At 44.6% G+C, this 15889-nt stretch carries 12 protein-coding genes; 6 read left to right on the forward strand and 6 right to left on the reverse strand.

Annotated features, from left to right (window positions below; all coding sequences use genetic code 11):
* Window positions 1-9 precede the first annotated feature (9 nt).
* From NDJ01_RS11940 to NDJ01_RS11950, 3 genes are all read left to right on the forward strand, one after another.
* Window positions 10-1278: a DUF945 family protein gene (locus NDJ01_RS11940; RefSeq protein WP_170891332.1), complete on the forward strand. Its 1269-nt coding sequence runs from the start codon at window positions 10-12 to the stop codon at window positions 1276-1278.
* Between the two features lie 138 nt (window positions 1279-1416).
* Entirely contained in the window at window positions 1417-2511 is a 1095-nt protein-coding gene (gene serC, locus NDJ01_RS11945) for a 3-phosphoserine/phosphohydroxythreonine transaminase (protein ID WP_258586740.1), read from the forward strand.
* 83 nt (window positions 2512-2594) lie between these two features.
* Window positions 2595-3926 carry a D-serine ammonia-lyase gene (locus tag NDJ01_RS11950; RefSeq protein ID WP_258586741.1) on the forward strand — a complete coding sequence of 444 codons (1332 nt, stop codon included), beginning with the start codon at window positions 2595-2597 and terminating at the stop codon, window positions 3924-3926.
* 97 nt (window positions 3927-4023) lie between these two features.
* Here NDJ01_RS11950 and NDJ01_RS11955 read toward each other — a convergent pair whose 3' ends face one another.
* The 3 genes from NDJ01_RS11955 to trxB all read right to left on the reverse strand — a co-directional run bounded on the left by NDJ01_RS11955 (window position 4024) and on the right by trxB (window position 8588).
* Window positions 4024-5745: a heme ABC transporter ATP-binding protein/permease CydC gene (locus NDJ01_RS11955; protein ID WP_258586742.1), complete on the reverse strand. Its 1722-nt coding sequence runs from the start codon at window positions 5743-5745 to the stop codon at window positions 4024-4026.
* Window positions 5738-7525 (reverse strand): heme ABC transporter permease/ATP-binding protein CydD, encoded by a 1788-nt coding sequence (locus NDJ01_RS11960; RefSeq protein WP_046874822.1) that lies wholly within the window; start codon window positions 7523-7525, stop codon window positions 5738-5740. Before NDJ01_RS11960 ends, NDJ01_RS11955 begins: the two co-directional genes overlap by 8 nt.
* Before the next feature lie 103 nt (window positions 7526-7628).
* The gene (gene trxB / locus NDJ01_RS11965) at window positions 7629-8588 is read right to left on the reverse strand and encodes a thioredoxin-disulfide reductase (protein WP_005377991.1); all 960 of its coding nucleotides are present in this window, start codon (window positions 8586-8588) and stop codon (window positions 7629-7631) included.
* 359 nt (window positions 8589-8947) lie between these two features.
* Here trxB and NDJ01_RS11970 point away from each other — a divergent pair, with 359 nt between their 5' ends.
* On the forward strand, window positions 8948-9604 hold the full coding sequence (locus tag NDJ01_RS11970; RefSeq protein ID WP_005377989.1) for a 2OG-Fe dioxygenase family protein: 657 nt from the start codon (window positions 8948-8950) through the stop codon (window positions 9602-9604).
* On the forward strand, window positions 9588-10823 hold the full coding sequence (locus NDJ01_RS11975; protein WP_047100724.1) for a cysteine desulfurase-like protein: 1236 nt from the start codon (window positions 9588-9590) through the stop codon (window positions 10821-10823). The genes NDJ01_RS11970 and NDJ01_RS11975 overlap by 17 nt, the downstream gene beginning before the upstream one ends.
* 90 nt (window positions 10824-10913) lie before the next feature.
* On the opposite strand, the gene NDJ01_RS11980 is transcribed toward NDJ01_RS11975, so the two are convergent.
* A complete protein-coding gene (locus NDJ01_RS11980; protein WP_005377984.1) occupies window positions 10914-11738 on the reverse strand; it encodes a DUF2797 domain-containing protein in 825 nt (274 codons plus the stop codon).
* Between the two features lie 336 nt (window positions 11739-12074).
* Between NDJ01_RS11980 and NDJ01_RS11985 the strand changes: the two genes are divergently transcribed.
* Entirely contained in the window at window positions 12075-13412 is a 1338-nt protein-coding gene (locus tag NDJ01_RS11985) for a GGDEF domain-containing protein (RefSeq protein WP_047100723.1), read from the forward strand.
* A gap of 142 nt (window positions 13413-13554) precedes the next feature.
* On the opposite strand, the gene NDJ01_RS11990 is transcribed toward NDJ01_RS11985, so the two are convergent.
* Both NDJ01_RS11990 and NDJ01_RS11995 read right to left on the reverse strand, forming a co-directional pair.
* Window positions 13555-14925 (reverse strand): DASS family sodium-coupled anion symporter, encoded by a 1371-nt coding sequence (locus tag NDJ01_RS11990; protein WP_017634863.1) that lies wholly within the window; start codon window positions 14923-14925, stop codon window positions 13555-13557.
* 219 nt (window positions 14926-15144) lie between these two features.
* Window positions 15145-15879: a vancomycin high temperature exclusion protein gene (locus tag NDJ01_RS11995; protein WP_047100722.1), complete on the reverse strand. Its 735-nt coding sequence runs from the start codon at window positions 15877-15879 to the stop codon at window positions 15145-15147.
* Window positions 15880-15889 lie beyond the last annotated feature (10 nt).

Genomic DNA, 15889 nt, shown 5'->3' on the forward strand with positions numbered 1-15889 from the left:
AGTGACGTTATGCAAAATCTTAAAAAAATCGGCGCCATTGGTGGTGCTATCTCATTAGCGCTGTGTTGGCCATTGGCTGTCGGACAAATTGGTCAGTCCATCATTGAAGATGGTATTACCAATATGAATGATGAAATGATTAAAGGCGAGGTGGTTGAGTATCAGCGTGGCTATTTGTCTTCAGTCGTGCTGACTCGTTATTCAGTTGTTGATACTGAGCTTAAAACGCAGCTAGAGCGTGATGGTATGCCAACGACGTTTGACGTAACCAGTGATGTAAGCCACGGTCTAACAAGCCTAACAGCAGATTCAAAATTGGTGGACAATGACTTTTTGCCTCTCACGATGCATAGTCAGACTCAACTAAATGGCAATACGGCATTCACCCTTGACCTAGACAGTTGGCATTATCGTAACGAAGCGCAAGGTGTTTCTGTTTCTACAAGCCCTGCAAAAGTGACAGGGGATGTGACGGTATTGGGTGATCTCAATTACCAAGTTTCTGTTCCTTCTGTTCAAGTGGATTTTGAAAACGGTGAAGAGCTTCATCTGAATGCATTGACAGGTCAGGGTAAAGGTAAGCAAGCAAAAGGCTATTGGCTGGGTGAGCAATCTTTTTCTCTAGAGAAGCTGGATGTGGTTGATTCGAACTTAACGCCTGTCTTTTTGATTGAGAATGCAAGTTACCGCGGCAACACTACGATGAATGAGTCTGGTGATAAGCTGAACAGTCAGCTGAACCTAGATGCTAAGAAACTGCGTTTAACTGATGGTACGGATGTCGATAACTTTAAGTTGGATTTCTCAATTGCAGATGTGGATAGCCAGTCATTTGACCAAATTATGTCTATCTATCAAAGCTCTCCAATGTTAGACGAGCAGGAAATTGCGAGCTTATTGCCGCATGTTGACACGCTGTTTAGCAAAGGCTTTGATTTATCCGTGAATGAGCTTTCACTTGCGTTTGGTGACGGTAAGTTCCATAACGAGTGGCAATTATCCATTCCTGAAGGTACTGACCACATTACTCAAGACCCAATGAAGTTGATGACGGCGACTACTGGTGAGCTCAGCACTTACTTCTCTGACGAATTAGTGACGCACTACCCATTTATTCAAGAAGGAATTGATGAGCTGCTCATCATGGAGTTGATCGAGAAAGTAGAGGGCGGTTATCAACTCAAAGCAGAAATCGGTGAAGGCAAATTGAAGTTCGAAAATGGACATGAGTTCCCATTAGTGGCGCTACTTATGCCTGCCTTGATGCAACAACAGTAGCCAAGTATTGTTGCGGAATTAATCCAATTTAACGCTTAGTCTTTAAAAAGAGGTCGTAAGACCTCTTTTCTTGTTTTTATCGCTGCGAAAACGTGATATTAATTTCGTAATATTTACATAGCAGGAGCAATGAGCATCATGGAACAAAATACGGACAACGTATTTAACTTCAGTGCAGGGCCAGCAGGTCTGCCTAAAGCAGTTATGCAGCAAGCACAACAGGAACTAATCGATTGGCAAGGCCTTGGTACTTCGGTCATGGAAATCAGCCACCGAAGCAAAGAGTTCATCAAAGTTGCAGAAGAAGCCGAGCAAGATTTACGTGATCTTCTGAATATTCCGGACAACTATAAAGTGCTGTTCTGCCAAGGTGGTGCTCGTGCTCAATTTGCTGCTGTTCCTCTAAACTTACTTGGTGATGTCGAGACGGCAACTTACATCGACGGCGGTTATTGGGCTGAAAGTGCGGTAGCTGAAGCGAAGAAATACTGCGAACCAGACGTATTTGATGCAAAAACAGAAATCAACGGAAAAGTAGCCGTTCTACCTGCAAACGAATGGAAAATTGCTCCAGAAGCGGCTTACGTGCATTTCTGTCCAAACGAAACCATTGACGGTATCGAGATTAACGATCTTCCTGTCACTGACAAGCCAATCGTCGCTGACATGTCTTCGACGATTCTTTCTCGTGAGATTGATGTATCGAAATACGGTGTGATTTATGCGGGCGCTCAGAAAAACATTGGTCCTTCAGGCATTGCTATCGCTATCGTGCGCGACGACTTGTTAGGTATGGCGAAGCAGGTACTGCCAAGTATCTTGGATTACACTGTTCTGGCTGAGAAAGAATCAATGTTCAACACGCCACCAACCTTTGCATGGTACCTGTCTGGCCTAGTTTTCAAATGGTTGAAGGCGCAGGGTGGGGTAAAAGCGATCGAGCAAGTGAACCGCGCTAAAGCCGCACTACTGTATGATTACATCGATCAGTCTGATTTCTACCGTAATGGCGTGCACTCAGCAAACCGTTCTTTGATGAATGTGCCATTCCAACTTGCGAAACCTGAACTGGATGCAACCTTCCTTGAACTAGCCGATGCCAAAGGGCTGAAATCACTAAAAGGGCACCGAGCCGTTGGTGGTATGCGAGCTTCCATTTATAACGCCATGCCGCTAGAAGGTGTACAAGCGTTAGTCGATTTTATGCAAGAGTTTGAGAAAAACTACGCATAAAATCAAATTCACTGTTATTCATTAAAGCGTCGCAATTGCGGCGCTTTTGTTTATCTCAACTCACATCACTCCAGGAAGGTAAAATGACCAAGGCGAATATTGAAGCGCTGATCAAGCAGTTCCCACTCTTGGCGCCACTTATCGATCTTAAGGAGGTTTGCTGGTTTAACCCAAACATAACCTCTTTAGCAGAAGGTTTGCCCTATGTGGGGCTAGATGAGAAAGATATTCAAGCTGCGAGTGAACGGCTAGCACGATTTGCGCCTTATTTGATGAAAGCGTTTCCCGAAACGGAAGCTTCGCATGGCATCATTGAGTCTTCTGTGGTGGATGTTCCTAAGATGAAAGTGCGTTTGGAGCAGCAATACGACACGCCAATATTGGGCCGTTTAATGCTCAAAAAAGACAGTCATCTGCCAATTTCTGGTTCTATCAAAGCGAGAGGTGGCATTTATGAAGTGCTGACCCATGCAGAAAAGTTGGCGTTTGAAGCTGGCTTACTCTGCGAAACCGATGATTACAGCAAATTGTTCAGCAATGAGTTTCGGCAGTTTTTTAAGCAGTACAGTATTGCGGTTGGGTCAACGGGTAACCTCGGTATGTCCATTGGCATCATGAGTGCAAAGCTTGGTTTTTCAGTCTCGGTTCACATGTCTTCTGATGCGCGGGAGTGGAAGAAAAATAAGCTCCGGTCACATGGCGTCAAAGTGGTGGAGTACCAGCAAGACTATGGTGTTGCCGTTGAGCAAGGTCGTAAAGAAGCTGAGCAAGACCCTAACTGCTTCTTTATTGATGATGAAAACTCGCAGACGTTGTTTCTAGGTTACTCTGTTGCGGGTGAGCGTCTAAAGCAGCAGTTTGATGACTTGGGAATCGTGGTTGATGAGCATCATCCGCTCTTTGTTTATCTACCCTGTGGTGTTGGCGGTGGGCCAGGTGGCGTGGCATTTGGTTTGAAAGTCGCGTTTGGTGATCATGTTCATTGTATTTTCGCAGAGCCAACGCACTCTCCGTGCATGTTGTTGGGCGTACATACCGGCTTGCATGACGAGATTGCGGTACAAGATTTGGGTATCGACAACATGACCGCTGCTGATGGATTGGCAGTAGGGCGTGCGTCGGGCTTTGTCGGTAGAGCGATGGAAAGGCTAATTGATGGCTTTTACACCATTGATGATGCTCGTATGTATCACCACTTGGGTGAGTTAAGTGAACTAGAAGGCATTAATCTAGAGCCTTCTGCATTAGCAGGTATGGTTGGGGTAGTGCACGTCTCGTATAATCATGCTTATCAGTCTCGAATGCAATTTGACGAAGAAAAACTCAGAAACGCAACGCATCTTGTTTGGGCAACAGGTGGAGGGATGGTTCCGGAAGATGAAATGGCGGCTTATCTCAAAAAATCAGGTCGGTAAATCAGCTCTGTATACGTACTTAACTAGGCAATTAACAATACAGGAATAACAAAAGGGCTCATCGTTTGATGAGCCCTTCTCGTCACTGAATATCGAATTATAGAGACTGTAATAGCTGGTAGTAACGACCTTTCTGAGCGAGTAGCGTTGGATGATCGCCTTGCTCGATGATCTCACCTTGTTCCATCAAACAGATGCTATCCATGCTTTCTAATTCTATAAGTCGGTGTGTAATGAATACCACTGTCTTATTAGCAAAGTGCTCATTGAAAAGCGCCATCACTTTCTGTTCCGTACGCTTATCGAGACCTTCAGTTGGTTCATCCAAGAGTAGGATTGGCGCATCACGTAGCAATGCGCGAGCGATACCGATTCGGCGTTTCTCTCCACCAGATAACTGACGACCACCGTCGCCTAACCAAGCGTCTAACCCTGGAGCTTCAAGAAGGCCACCAAGTTCGACTTTTTGAAGAATCTCAGACAGTCGCTCATCACTTGCTTCTGGAGCTGCCATAAGTAAGTTGTCACGCAGTGTTCCATTCAGTACATCAACGCGTTGACTGACCACTGTCATTGCTTCTCGCAGGTCAGACTCGCTCCAATCTTGCAGTCTTGTACCACCGATTCGAACTTCACCTTGGTTAACATCCCAGTAGCGACAAAGAAGCTGAATTAGTGTTGATTTACCTGAACCTGTTTGACCTACAATTGCTGTTTTAGTGCCCAACGGTAGTGAGAGTGACAAGTCTTTCAGCACCTTTTGCTGACCGTCAGGGTAAGTGAAGTCAATGTTGTCGAATTCAATGTCTAACGTTGTGTCTTTATATTTTGATTGCTCAGGGAAGACAACGTCAGGTTCAGCCAAAATTACTTCATTTAAACGACGAGCAGAAGTCAACGTTTGACCCAGGTACTGGAACGCGCCCGCAATAGGCATCAAAATTTCAAAACTTGCCATCGTTGCAAATGCAAACAACGCAATCCAAGGATCAGGAGCACGACCTCCTACGCCGTCTGCAGCAAACCAAAGCATCACAACCAGTGTAAGACCGTTCACAAGCATAAGCAGGCTTGAAGCCATGCCCGTTAAATTCGCGTTCACAAACTGATTAGACAAAAGCTGCTTTTGCTTCTCTAGAATGAGATTGCGATAACGCTCTTCTGCTCCAAAGATACTCAGTTCGCTGTAGCCTTGAAGCCAGTCCAGAGTCGCCACTCGCAACTGCGCTTTATGATGAGTGAGGTTCTCGCCATTGTTTTTACCCAGTTTATAGAACAGCACCGGCCATACAAACAACATGACGGTAAGAATCGAACCAAGCAGCAGGGCGAGATGCCAGTCAAAAAATGCCAGGACAGCCGTTAAACTTAGTATCCCAAAAATACCAATCACGACAGGGCTGATAAGTCGAAGATAAACGTGATCCATCGCATCTACGTCCGCCACTAGGCGGTTGAGCAGATCAGCATCACGCATCGTAGAGACACTACCCGGAATCAGTGGTGCAAGTTTCTTAAAGAAGAAGATACGTAGATCGGTAAGTAACTTGAACGTTGCATTGTGGCTAACGACACGTTCTCCCCATCGACCTGCGGTTCGAGCCATTGCAGCGCCGCGTACCCCGGCACCTGGTAACATGTAGTTGAAGGTTTCACGAGCAACCGTCAAGCCTGCCACCGCTGCGGCTGAAATAAACCAACCCGATAGCGTTAATAAGCCAATAGATGCAGCTAAGGTCAGAAATGCCAATAGCATACCTAGAGAAAGACCAAACCAATGTTTCTTATAGAGTTTTAGATAAGGGAGTAAATCACGCATCTAAGTTCCCCTTGTCTGTTTCACGTTGTGCGAGGTTCGCTTCCAACATGTCTTTAAATAAGCCATCTTCTGTCGACAGTGTGTCGTAATCACCACGTTGAACAATCTGGCCGTCCTGCATAACAAGAATTTGCGATACGCTTTGTAAAGGTGCCAACTGGTGAGTAATCATCAAATTCGTTGTGGCATGTGCGTACTTGTTAATGCCTTCCATGACGAGTTTTTCACTACGAGCATCTAAGCTTGCGGTCGGTTCATCTAATAACCAAAAACGACCATTTTGTAGCATAGCGCGAGCCAACGCTAAACGCTGGGCTTGGCCGACAGATAAACCACCAGAGCGGTCAGATATCGGGTAATCCAACCCATGCATTTCAACAAATTCAGCAGCATGAGAGTCATTCAAAACAGAATGAACGTCGGCATCTTGAATGTTGTGTTTGCCTAACGTGACGTTATCTCGAATGCTGCCATGTAATAGCATCGGGTTTTGACCAATCCAGCTTACGGCCTCTCGCCATGTGGCTAGATCCAGTTGTGACAATTCACAACCATTAATCTTCAAGCTACCTTGATAAGGCATGAAACCGAGGATGGTGTTGACCAAGCTTGTTTTACCTGCGCCACTTGGTCCAACTAAAGCCGTACTTTTGTTGGCTTCAAGAGAGAAGGATAGGGGACCTGCGAGCTGCTTACCTTCCGGACTAAAAATGGTTAACTCGTCCGCTTCAATATGGATGGGACTACTCTTATCTAACGCTTGGGTGCCATCTTTGACTTGATCGACTTCTAAATCCAGAAACTCGACAATGCTTTCTGCTGCGCCAACCGCTTGCTGTTTCGCATGATAGAAAGTGCCCAAATCACGTAATGGCTGATAAAACTCTGGCGCAAGAATCAGAATGAACAAACCAGCAAACAGCGTAACACCAGTGCCGTAGTAGCCGAAATCGAGCTCTCCGATATAACTAAAGCCAAAGTAGACGGCGGTAATTGCGATAGAAATGGAAGTGAAAAACTCTAAAACCGCAGAAGATAGAAACGCGATTTTCAGAACGTCCATGGTACGAGTACGAAAGACTTCCGAAGCACCCTTAAGAGTTTCAGTTTCAGATTTTGTTCTATCGAATAAGCGAATGGTCGTCATTGCTTGCAAGCGGTCATAAAAGTGACCCGACAAACGCTGCATTGCTTTAAAGTTTTTACGGTTTGCTTCTGCGGCTTTCATCCCAACCAGTGCCATGAAAATAGGCACTAGTGGTGCAGTGACCAGGAAGATCAAGCCTGCTGCCCAGTTTACTGGGAATACGACAACCAAAATGATGAAAGGCACTAGTACCGATAATGACATTTGAGGCAAGTAGCGTGAGAAGAAATCTTGCATATCTTCTACCTGCTCTAAGATGAGCGTTGCCCAACTGCCAGCAGGTTTGCCTTTGATGTAAGCTGGCCCAAGTTTATGAACTTTATCTAAAATGAGTTGGCGAATATAAACTCGAATTTGCTCCCCGCAACGGTAACCGGCAAGCTCTCGACCCCAGGTACAAGCAGCTCGACCGATAACCGTGCCACCGAGCCCAACAAAATGCCAAATGAGGTCGGCTTTGTCGACTTGGTCAATGATTAACTGGTGCAGAATGGAGGCGAGCAGGGCTGCTTGAGCCAATAAAAACACGCTTGAAAGTACGCCTAGGCCTATCGCAATCATAAGCCAGCGCTTGGCTAACTTACTTTGTTGCTTCAGCCACTTATTCAAGCTGCTTTGCTTTTTCTTATCCATCGTGAAGGCTTAATGATAATTGTTTTAATGAGGCGGTAGTATACAAAAGAAAACCCAGCGGGAATACCGCTGGGCTTTAAGGATATGACACAAATGTGAAAAGTTATTTGTCACCAAGTGAGTCTAAGAAACGTTCAGCATCTAATGCAGCCATACAACCTGTACCTGCAGAGGTGATCGCTTGACGGTAGTTGTGGTCCATTACGTCGCCAGCTGCAAATACACCTTCGATACTAGTTTGTGTTGCGTTGCCTTCAAGACCTGATTGAACGATGATGTAGCCATCTTTCATGTCTACTTGGCCTTCAAAGATTTGTGTGTTTGGCTGGTGGCCAATTGCGATGAATGCACCCATTACATCGATATCTTCTGTCGCACCGCTGTTCACGTCTTTAATGCGGACGCCCGTTACGCCCATATCGTCTCCCAGTACTTCATCGAGAGTGCGATCGGTATGAAGAACGATATTACCGCTTTCAACTTTATCCATCAGACGTTTCACAAGGATCTTCTCTGCGCGGAATGAATCGCGGCGGTGGATCAGGTGAACTTCTGACGCAATGTTAGAAAGGTATAGCGCTTCTTCAACAGCCGTGTTACCACCGCCCACAACTGCAACTTTCTGATTACGGTAGAAGAAACCGTCACAGGTTGCACAAGCAGAAACGCCGCGACCTTTAAATGCTTCTTCAGACTCAAGGCCAAGGTATTTTGCTGATGCGCCGGTAGATATGATTAAGGCATCACAAGTGTACTCACCTGAGTCGCCTTTTAAACGAAATGGGCGTTGTGATAGCTCTACTTCATTGATGTGATCAAATACGATTTCAGTTTCGAAACGCTCGGCGTGTTCTTTCATGCGATCCATCAATGCTGGACCTGTCAGTCCCTCAGCATCGCCTGGCCAGTTTTCAACTTCAGTTGTGGTGGTTAGCTGACCACCTTGTTGCATTCCCGTCACAAGCACAGGGTTTAAGTTTGCACGCGCTGCGTAGACGGCAGCTGTGTATCCTGCAGGACCAGAACCAAGAATTAATAATTTACAGTGTTTTACGTCGCTCATTATGGCTCCAAAAAGGGCGTAACATTTCCCTCGATTGTATGGAAATTCTTAGTGCTTTAAAAGCATAAACAACGATTGTGATCGAATAATTGGTTATAGATTAGAACCCACTAAATATTGATAGAGAACGTTGACTTCTAGCATAAAATTCTATTCGTAGTAGAGAAGTCTAGTTTCAAATATTGTCAAAGCGTAAAACTGAAACATGACTCTGTTTTTGTGGTTTAATTTGGTTTGTTATGTTGTTTTTGTCGTTTTGTTGAAGCTATCAACGTTAAAAGCTGGTAATTGCAGAATATTTGCGTAACCTAGTGTGTAAATTAAATGTTAATTAATGTGCCTCATTAAAGGAGCAAATGATGTTACATTCACGTGAGAATACTCTACATTTAACACAGCTCAGCATGGCAGCAATTGAGCAGCTTTCCCCATCGTTTGAAGAACTGCCTCGTACCGAACATGCAGATGGTCAGTATCGACTACGACGTTATTCTGTGGTTGGTTTTGATAACGGCAAAGTCATCGACTTAAATAAAAATAGCTTTGTTCAATCCTCTGATATCAACCGATTTCAAGGTGATGTTGTAAGACAATTCGAGCCAATTGAGAAGGATATTCTTACCAGCGATGGCTTTCGAGAAATGTGTGAATTGTTTGTCAATGCGAATCATCTGCCAAACGGTCAAGAAATAGAAATTCACCAAATCCGTATCAGGGCACTGGAAGAAGAAACCCAAGTAGCACCTGAAGGTGTGCACCAAGACGGTTTTGATCACATTGCAATGGTTGGTGTGGGACGCCATAACATCATCGGTGGCGACATCATGCTGTACAGCAGCCATAACCAAGCCCCATTTTTCCGTAAAGTGCTAGAAACCGGAGAGGTCGCAATCTTGGCTGATAGCAAGCTGTGGCATAACGCGTGCCCAATCCGCTCTGTTATTGATGACGAAGCGGGCCATATGGATGTATTTGTACTCACTGCTACGGATAAGCGTAATGAACTTCAATCTTAATCAGATCAGAGAGCAATTTCCGGCGTTGGCTCAATACCACAACGACAAGCCCGTGACGTTTTTTGATGGTCCAGGTGGCTCACAAGTGCCTCAATCAGTACTAGACAGCATGGTAGGGTATTTAGGTCGTTTCAACGCTAACTTAGGCGGGCATTATTTTTCTAGCCAAGTGACCGTTGACGTAATGCAAAATGCGCGTGAGTCGGCTCAGGTTCTACTTAATGCCCCTTCATCTGGCAATATTGTCTTCGGTGCCAATATGACCTCACTAACCTTTCAGCTTAGTCGCGCGATTAGTCGAGATTGGCAAGCAGGAGATGAGATCATTGTTTCCGCTTTGGATCACTATTCAAATGTATCCAGCTGGCAGCAAGCGGCAGAAGATAAAGGCGTTACGGTTCATCAAGTTCGTATCAACGAAGAAGATTGTACGCTGGATATGGAGCATTTAAGCCGCCTTCTTTCTGATAAAACGCGCCTTGTCGCTGTGACTTATGCATCGAACACGACGGGCTCTATTGTGGATGTACAGCAAGTAGTCAGCATGGCGCACAATGTTGGGGCACAAGTTTATGTGGATGCCGTCCATTATGCGCCTCATCATTTGGTTGATGTTCAAGCGTTAGGTTGTGACTTTTTAGCTTGCTCAGCTTACAAGTTTTTCGGACCACACGTTGGTATTGCTTACATAGCCGATCAGTGGCTCCACAGTATTCGCCCTTACAAAGTCGAGCCTGCCACTAATATAGGCCCTGGTCGATTTGAAATAGGAACGCAAAGTTTTGAAGGTCTTGCTGGTGTCGTTTCTGCGGTTGAGTATCTGGCTCAATTTGGTGAAGTCGGTTTACCTCTTCGCCAACGATTGGAGCAAAGCTACCAACTGTATGAACAACATGAGCAGCGCTTGAGTGAGCGTTTCTTGCAGCGTTTGAATGCATTAGATGGTGTCAATCTATTCGGTATCGCAAAGGAAGATAGCCAACTCCGCACGCCAACTTTTGCGCTAACGTTTGACCGATATTCTCCAGAGTTCATCGCGAAAACACTGGGTGAACATAACATTTGTGTATGGAATGGTCACTTTTATGCGTTGGGCTTAGTTCGTCAACTTGGTTTAGAAGAATCGGGTGGTGTAGTGCGAATTGGTTGTATGCATTACAACACAATAGAAGAAGTCGATATGTTATTCGATGTGCTAGAAAGCATCCTTGACGCATAACTAACGATTTCTTCCTAATAGAAAAACAAAAGCTCGAGTCAAACTCGAGCTTTTTTCATTTTTATTTGAATCAACGCGTTCTGCAAGCGATTACTCACTAACTTCAACTTCATAGGAAGTGAATTTTCTTACATTAATAACGCCGGTATCAAAGATGAGGTATTGACCTTTGATGCCTTGCAAAGTGCCAGTAACAACCGGGTTTTTATCGAAGTTATGCGAAGTGATCTTCGTTGGGTGCTGTTGTACCGGGTAGCTAAGGTCGGTAATGCTTTCGTTTAATACTTCAATGGCATCTTCGCCGAATTGCTGTTTTATCTCGGCAATTTTCTCTTCGACTAAAGGCAATAGCTCAGCAAAACGGTCCTGCAATGCCATAGGTTCACCGTCACCTTTTAGCAGTGTGCGCCAATTGGTCTTGTCTGCGATATGTTTCGCCAGTTCAACTTCAATTAAACCGGAGATATGGCGAGTTTTTACTTTAAAAATTGGCAAGCCCTGAGTCGCGCCTTGGTCAATCCAACGAGTCGGGATTTGAGTATGACGAGTAATACCAACTTTTAAGCTGGATGTGTTGGACAGGTAGACAAAGTGATCCACCATGCAATTCTCTTCACCCCATTGTGGTTCGCGACAAGTCCCTTGATCGTAGTGGCAGGTCTCTGGCTTCATGATACACATGTCGCAGCTTGCTAGCTTTTTCATGCATACAAAACAGTGGCCTTGCGAATAACTCTTTTTCGTTTTCTTTCCACATGAGCAACAAAAAATATTGCCAGTGTGAGTCAGTGTGAGCGTTTTACCCAGAAACGGAGTTAAGTCGATCTCTTCCTCACCGACAGGAAGACGGTAGTTGACGGCACCGTCCAGAGAAGCACGCATTTTGTTTAGCGTGCCAGTTGCAATTAATGACATGACATTACTCATTATTGTGTTTTTGCACAGTATATACTGAAGTGGAGAAGAGATGCAGGGTTGACAGGAGCTTTAAAGTAAATGTCTTGCACTAAATTATTATGCATCGTGTTTTATTTTCTAAAAGTTATGGCTGTGAAATGCTTCGCAAATAGAAGTTGGGCTGCATTTTTTAGAAATTTTAAAACGTGATAACGGTTCAAAATCCGTTACTATGTGTCGAAACTAAGAATTGAATGAAAAAGTGATTTTATTTCTTGATAAATCACCTTTATTTCATTTTTTGAAATTATTGAACCTCACGTATTGTATATAATCTCAGCAGGTCACTTGCCCATGAAGTGGATCCATAACTTTATCTTTGCTCTTTCTATTTGCACTATCAGTTTGGTTGCCCTTTATAGTGTGCTTGGCGATACGCGAAAGCTGACCATTACACCTGAGCATTTCAATATCTATGCAACTAAAGATGTCAGTGAAGGAGGTGCGAGTGAGGCAGATATCACATACGATCGGCAAAGCCTAGTTCTTAGCTGTGAACTAAAGCAGAGCTCGTATGCTTGGCCTTATTGCGGAATCTCGGTTTATACCGATTCAGCAACGCCAACACAGGGTATTGACCTTTCCAACTACCATACGATTCGATTGAAGGTGCGATATGAAGAGGCAGGAATAGGGGCTAACCCTAGCCACGACCTACGTTTGTATCTTCGCAATTATAATTCTGAGTATTCCAAGCCGGACGACGAGTACACCATTAAATATAATGGCATGCAGTTTTCTCCGTCGGGTTCGAGCGATATTGTCGAAATTCCGATTAAAAATCTTCAGGTGATGACCTGGTGGTTAGCAGATAACGGAGTCGCGATTGAACACTCTGCACCTGAATTTTCAAACATCACACGTATTGATATTGCAACTGGGTCTGGTGCGGCACTTGGTAAACATAGAATTGTGATTGATAAAATTGAGTTTGAAGGCGCTTACCTTGCGCAAGAAACATTGTTGTATGCATTATTAATCTCTTGGATGGCGCTTGGACTGGCTTTTTCTCTGCATGAGTTACGAAAAAATAGAGTGGCTTATGAAAAAGCGCAAAAGCGTCACCGTCATTTGGAAAAGGTGAATAATACTTTGCGAGCTCAAAACTATGAGTTTGCAGAGTTAGCGCATCGAGATGCTTTGACGGGCGCGATGAACCGATATGCTGTGCAACACTGGCTGGAACAACAATCTCGTCAGGTTCGCTGGGGGCATAACACCTTCAGTATTCTCTATTTGGACTTGGATAAGTTTAAAAAGGTGAACGACAAATTTGGGCACCAAATGGGGGATGACATATTGCGCGAATTTGTCATGGTGGTAGCGACTTCTATTTACTCAGACGATCGACTCGTTCGTTGGGGCGGCGAAGAGTTTGTCGTATTTTGCCCTGATACCAATATTGAACAAGCGTTAGAGAAGGCAGAAATGATTCGCAAAAATGTGGAGGATCATTTGTGGGTGCACGGTGAATCATTAACTTGCAGTATTGGCGTTGCCCAAATGCAGAATGAACGCGTCTCAGAAACCATGGCGAGAGCTGACGAAGTGTTGTATCAGGCGAAGCGCAATGGTCGCAACCGAGTGGAAGCTCATTATGGTTTACTTGCTTGCGAAAAGAAGCAAGCCTGATAGCCGTTCACTAAAAGGAAAGAAAAAAGGTGGCCAACTGGCCACCAAGAGGGAAACTGCTGAACACCACTTAGGGGGGAAGTTTGGGTTATCGATACGATTACCGTGAGCAGCAGTGTAGTGCTAATCGAACTTGCTATTTTTACCAGAACAACCAAGCGAAAAGCGTTAGTGCAGCAATACAGGCAATGTTTAATACGAAACCAATTCGCATCATTTCTTTTTGCTTGATATGACCCGTACCGAACACAATCGCGTTTGGAGGTGTTGCAACAGGTAACATAAATGCACAAGATGCAGCGACGGCAATCAGTGCAGAGAGAATAACCGGAGACATGCCTAAGGCTTCTGCAATGGTCGCAAATACAGGGACAAGTAGCGCAGCACTGGCGGTGTTACTCGCAAACTCAGTTAAGAAGACAACAAAAGCAACCACTGCAAGAATCGTTAAGAGAATACCGGCTTGCTCAAGGAAGCCTGACAAGCTATGAGCTAAAAATACGCTTGTTCCGGTTGCTTTTAGGACGTTACTCAGACAGATACCACCACCAAATAGGATTAACACACCCCAGTCGGTTGTTTTCTCAATATCTTTCCACTCGACGGCGCGAGAAGCACCAAGTAGAAGGATGGCGCCAATAGCTACAAGAGTATCGAACTTCGCGAAGCCACCCAGCATAGCGTTAATAGGCTTACTGAATATCCACAACGTCACGGTCAGTAAGAAAATCGCCAACGTAATCATTTTGCCGTTTGTCCATTCGACTGGTTGATGGTCAAGGTCAAACTTGTGGCTAAGGTCAGGCTTAGTCATCGTGTACAATACGAGGATAGCGATTGGCATTAATACTAGGGAAATAGGTACACCAAACTTCATCCATTCAGTGAAGCTAAGGCCAACTTCAGCTGCTGCAATTGCGTTTGGTGGGCTACCAACCAGTGTTGCAATACCACCAATTGAAGCACTGTAAGCGATACCGAGTAGAACAAACAAAAAGGTGTTGTGGTTTTTCTTAGCGTCTAGCTTTGTCATCACACCCAGCACAAGCGGTAACATCATCGCGGCGGTGGCGGTGTTTGAAATCCACATTGACAGGCCAGCACTCACACCAAATAGCATGAATACAGCGACAGACATTTTTCCTCTTGCCAGCAATAGTACTTTATCTGCAATAGCTTGATCTAACTTTTGTTTATGTAGAGCCGCAGCTAGTGCAAAACCACCCAAAAATAGAAAAATGATGGAGTTGGAAAAGTTATTCAGTGCGGCTTGAGTGTTGAACACACCCAAAAATACCGCAAGTAGTGGTATGAGCAGCGCAGTAATGCTGACGTGAATCGCTTCGGTTAGCCACAAAATAGCAACAAAAACTAAGATGCTCAGGCCGGTTACTACTTGTGGCTCAAAGGGTAAGGTATTAAACAAGATAATGAACAATAGGATATTCGCGTTCAAAATCATGCTGTTGCGAGTGAAGAACCAATTCTTCAATGTCACAGCGAGTGCGGTCATGGGTAGTGCTCCTTTTGCATTGCCTTTTGTCGGTTTTTTTATGGCAAAGTAACTGACTTGTAGTTATTTATTGATGAAATGTTACTTTGAATGCGAAAAAGAGTTTTGCCTGAATCGTAGAGCAAATTAGAAAGTGTGATGTTGAGAATTGGAAATGGGTAGAAAACTACCCATTTGTTTTATAGAAATGTTACTAGGCTTGTGAGCCACGTTATTCCTCTATTCGACGGGGACTTGAAGAGGCTCGTTAGCTGCTTTATTTGGCTCTTTTACTGCGACGATAGGTTCTTGAGGGCCAAGAAACTTAGGCTGCGTATTGATAATATACAGGTCTAAAAACGCTTTCACACGGGCTAGCAGTTCTCGAACACGCATCGATGTTTTTTGCTTGTTGGCCGTCGGCCCTGCTACCGCGAGACACTGCGCATCAATGCTGTAAGCATTAGCGATGAACAGTGCGCGTTCACAGTGAAAGCGCTGAGTCACAATCAGAAAGCGCTCCGAAGCAAAAATTTTTTTCGCTCGTACAATCGAATCTAAGGTACGAAAGCCAGCATAATCAAGGTGAATCACTTCTTCAGGCACGCCTGCTTTAAGTAAGTCGCGTTTCATTGTCCACGGTTCGTTGTATGAACGGTGGGCGTTATCACCACTCAATAAAAACTGTTTTACTTTGCCTTGGTTGTAAAGCTCAATCGCCGCATTAATGCGATGAGTGTAGTAAGTGTTGAGGATCTTTCCGATGTATTTACTGGTACCAAGAACTACGGCAACCTCATGTTGAGGGATTTGCTCGTATTCAGTGAAAATGCTCTCTTTGGCTTGTAAAACCACCCATCGGTCGATGGCAATAACAGAAACAAGCAGACTAAGTGCAGAGATCGACAAAATCAAAGCAAATCGCTTCCAGGAAAATTTCAGCTTCCACTTTGATCTTATGCGAGAAAACAACAAAACGTTTTAT

It is taken from the genome of Vibrio sp. HS-50-1 (assembly GCF_024747315.1).
Lineage (GTDB): Bacteria > Pseudomonadota > Gammaproteobacteria > Enterobacterales > Vibrionaceae > Vibrio > Vibrio diabolicus.

What these genes read in the sequence shown, in the direction of transcription:
- NDJ01_RS11940 (WP_170891332.1), top strand. Translation starts at nt 10, where the DNA reads ATGCAAAATCTTAAAAAAATCGGCGCCATTGGTGGTGCTATCTCATTA.
- serC (WP_258586740.1), top strand. Translation starts at nt 1,417, where the DNA reads ATGGAACAAAATACGGACAACGTATTTAACTTCAGTGCAGGGCCAGCA.
- NDJ01_RS11950 (WP_258586741.1), top strand. Translation starts at nt 2,595, where the DNA reads ATGACCAAGGCGAATATTGAAGCGCTGATCAAGCAGTTCCCACTCTTG.
- NDJ01_RS11955 (WP_258586742.1), bottom strand. Translation starts at nt 5,745, where the DNA reads ATGCGTGATTTACTCCCTTATCTAAAACTCTATAAGAAACATTGGTTT.
- NDJ01_RS11960 (WP_046874822.1), bottom strand. Translation starts at nt 7,525, where the DNA reads ATGGATAAGAAAAAGCAAAGCAGCTTGAATAAGTGGCTGAAGCAACAA.
- trxB (WP_005377991.1), bottom strand. Translation starts at nt 8,588, where the DNA reads ATGAGCGACGTAAAACACTGTAAATTATTAATTCTTGGTTCTGGTCCT.
- NDJ01_RS11970 (WP_005377989.1), top strand. Translation starts at nt 8,948, where the DNA reads ATGTTACATTCACGTGAGAATACTCTACATTTAACACAGCTCAGCATG.
- NDJ01_RS11975 (WP_047100724.1), top strand. Translation starts at nt 9,588, where the DNA reads ATGAACTTCAATCTTAATCAGATCAGAGAGCAATTTCCGGCGTTGGCT.
- NDJ01_RS11980 (WP_005377984.1), bottom strand. Translation starts at nt 11,738, where the DNA reads ATGTCATTAATTGCAACTGGCACGCTAAACAAAATGCGTGCTTCTCTG.
- NDJ01_RS11985 (WP_047100723.1), top strand. Translation starts at nt 12,075, where the DNA reads ATGAAGTGGATCCATAACTTTATCTTTGCTCTTTCTATTTGCACTATC.
- NDJ01_RS11990 (WP_017634863.1), bottom strand. Translation starts at nt 14,925, where the DNA reads ATGACCGCACTCGCTGTGACATTGAAGAATTGGTTCTTCACTCGCAAC.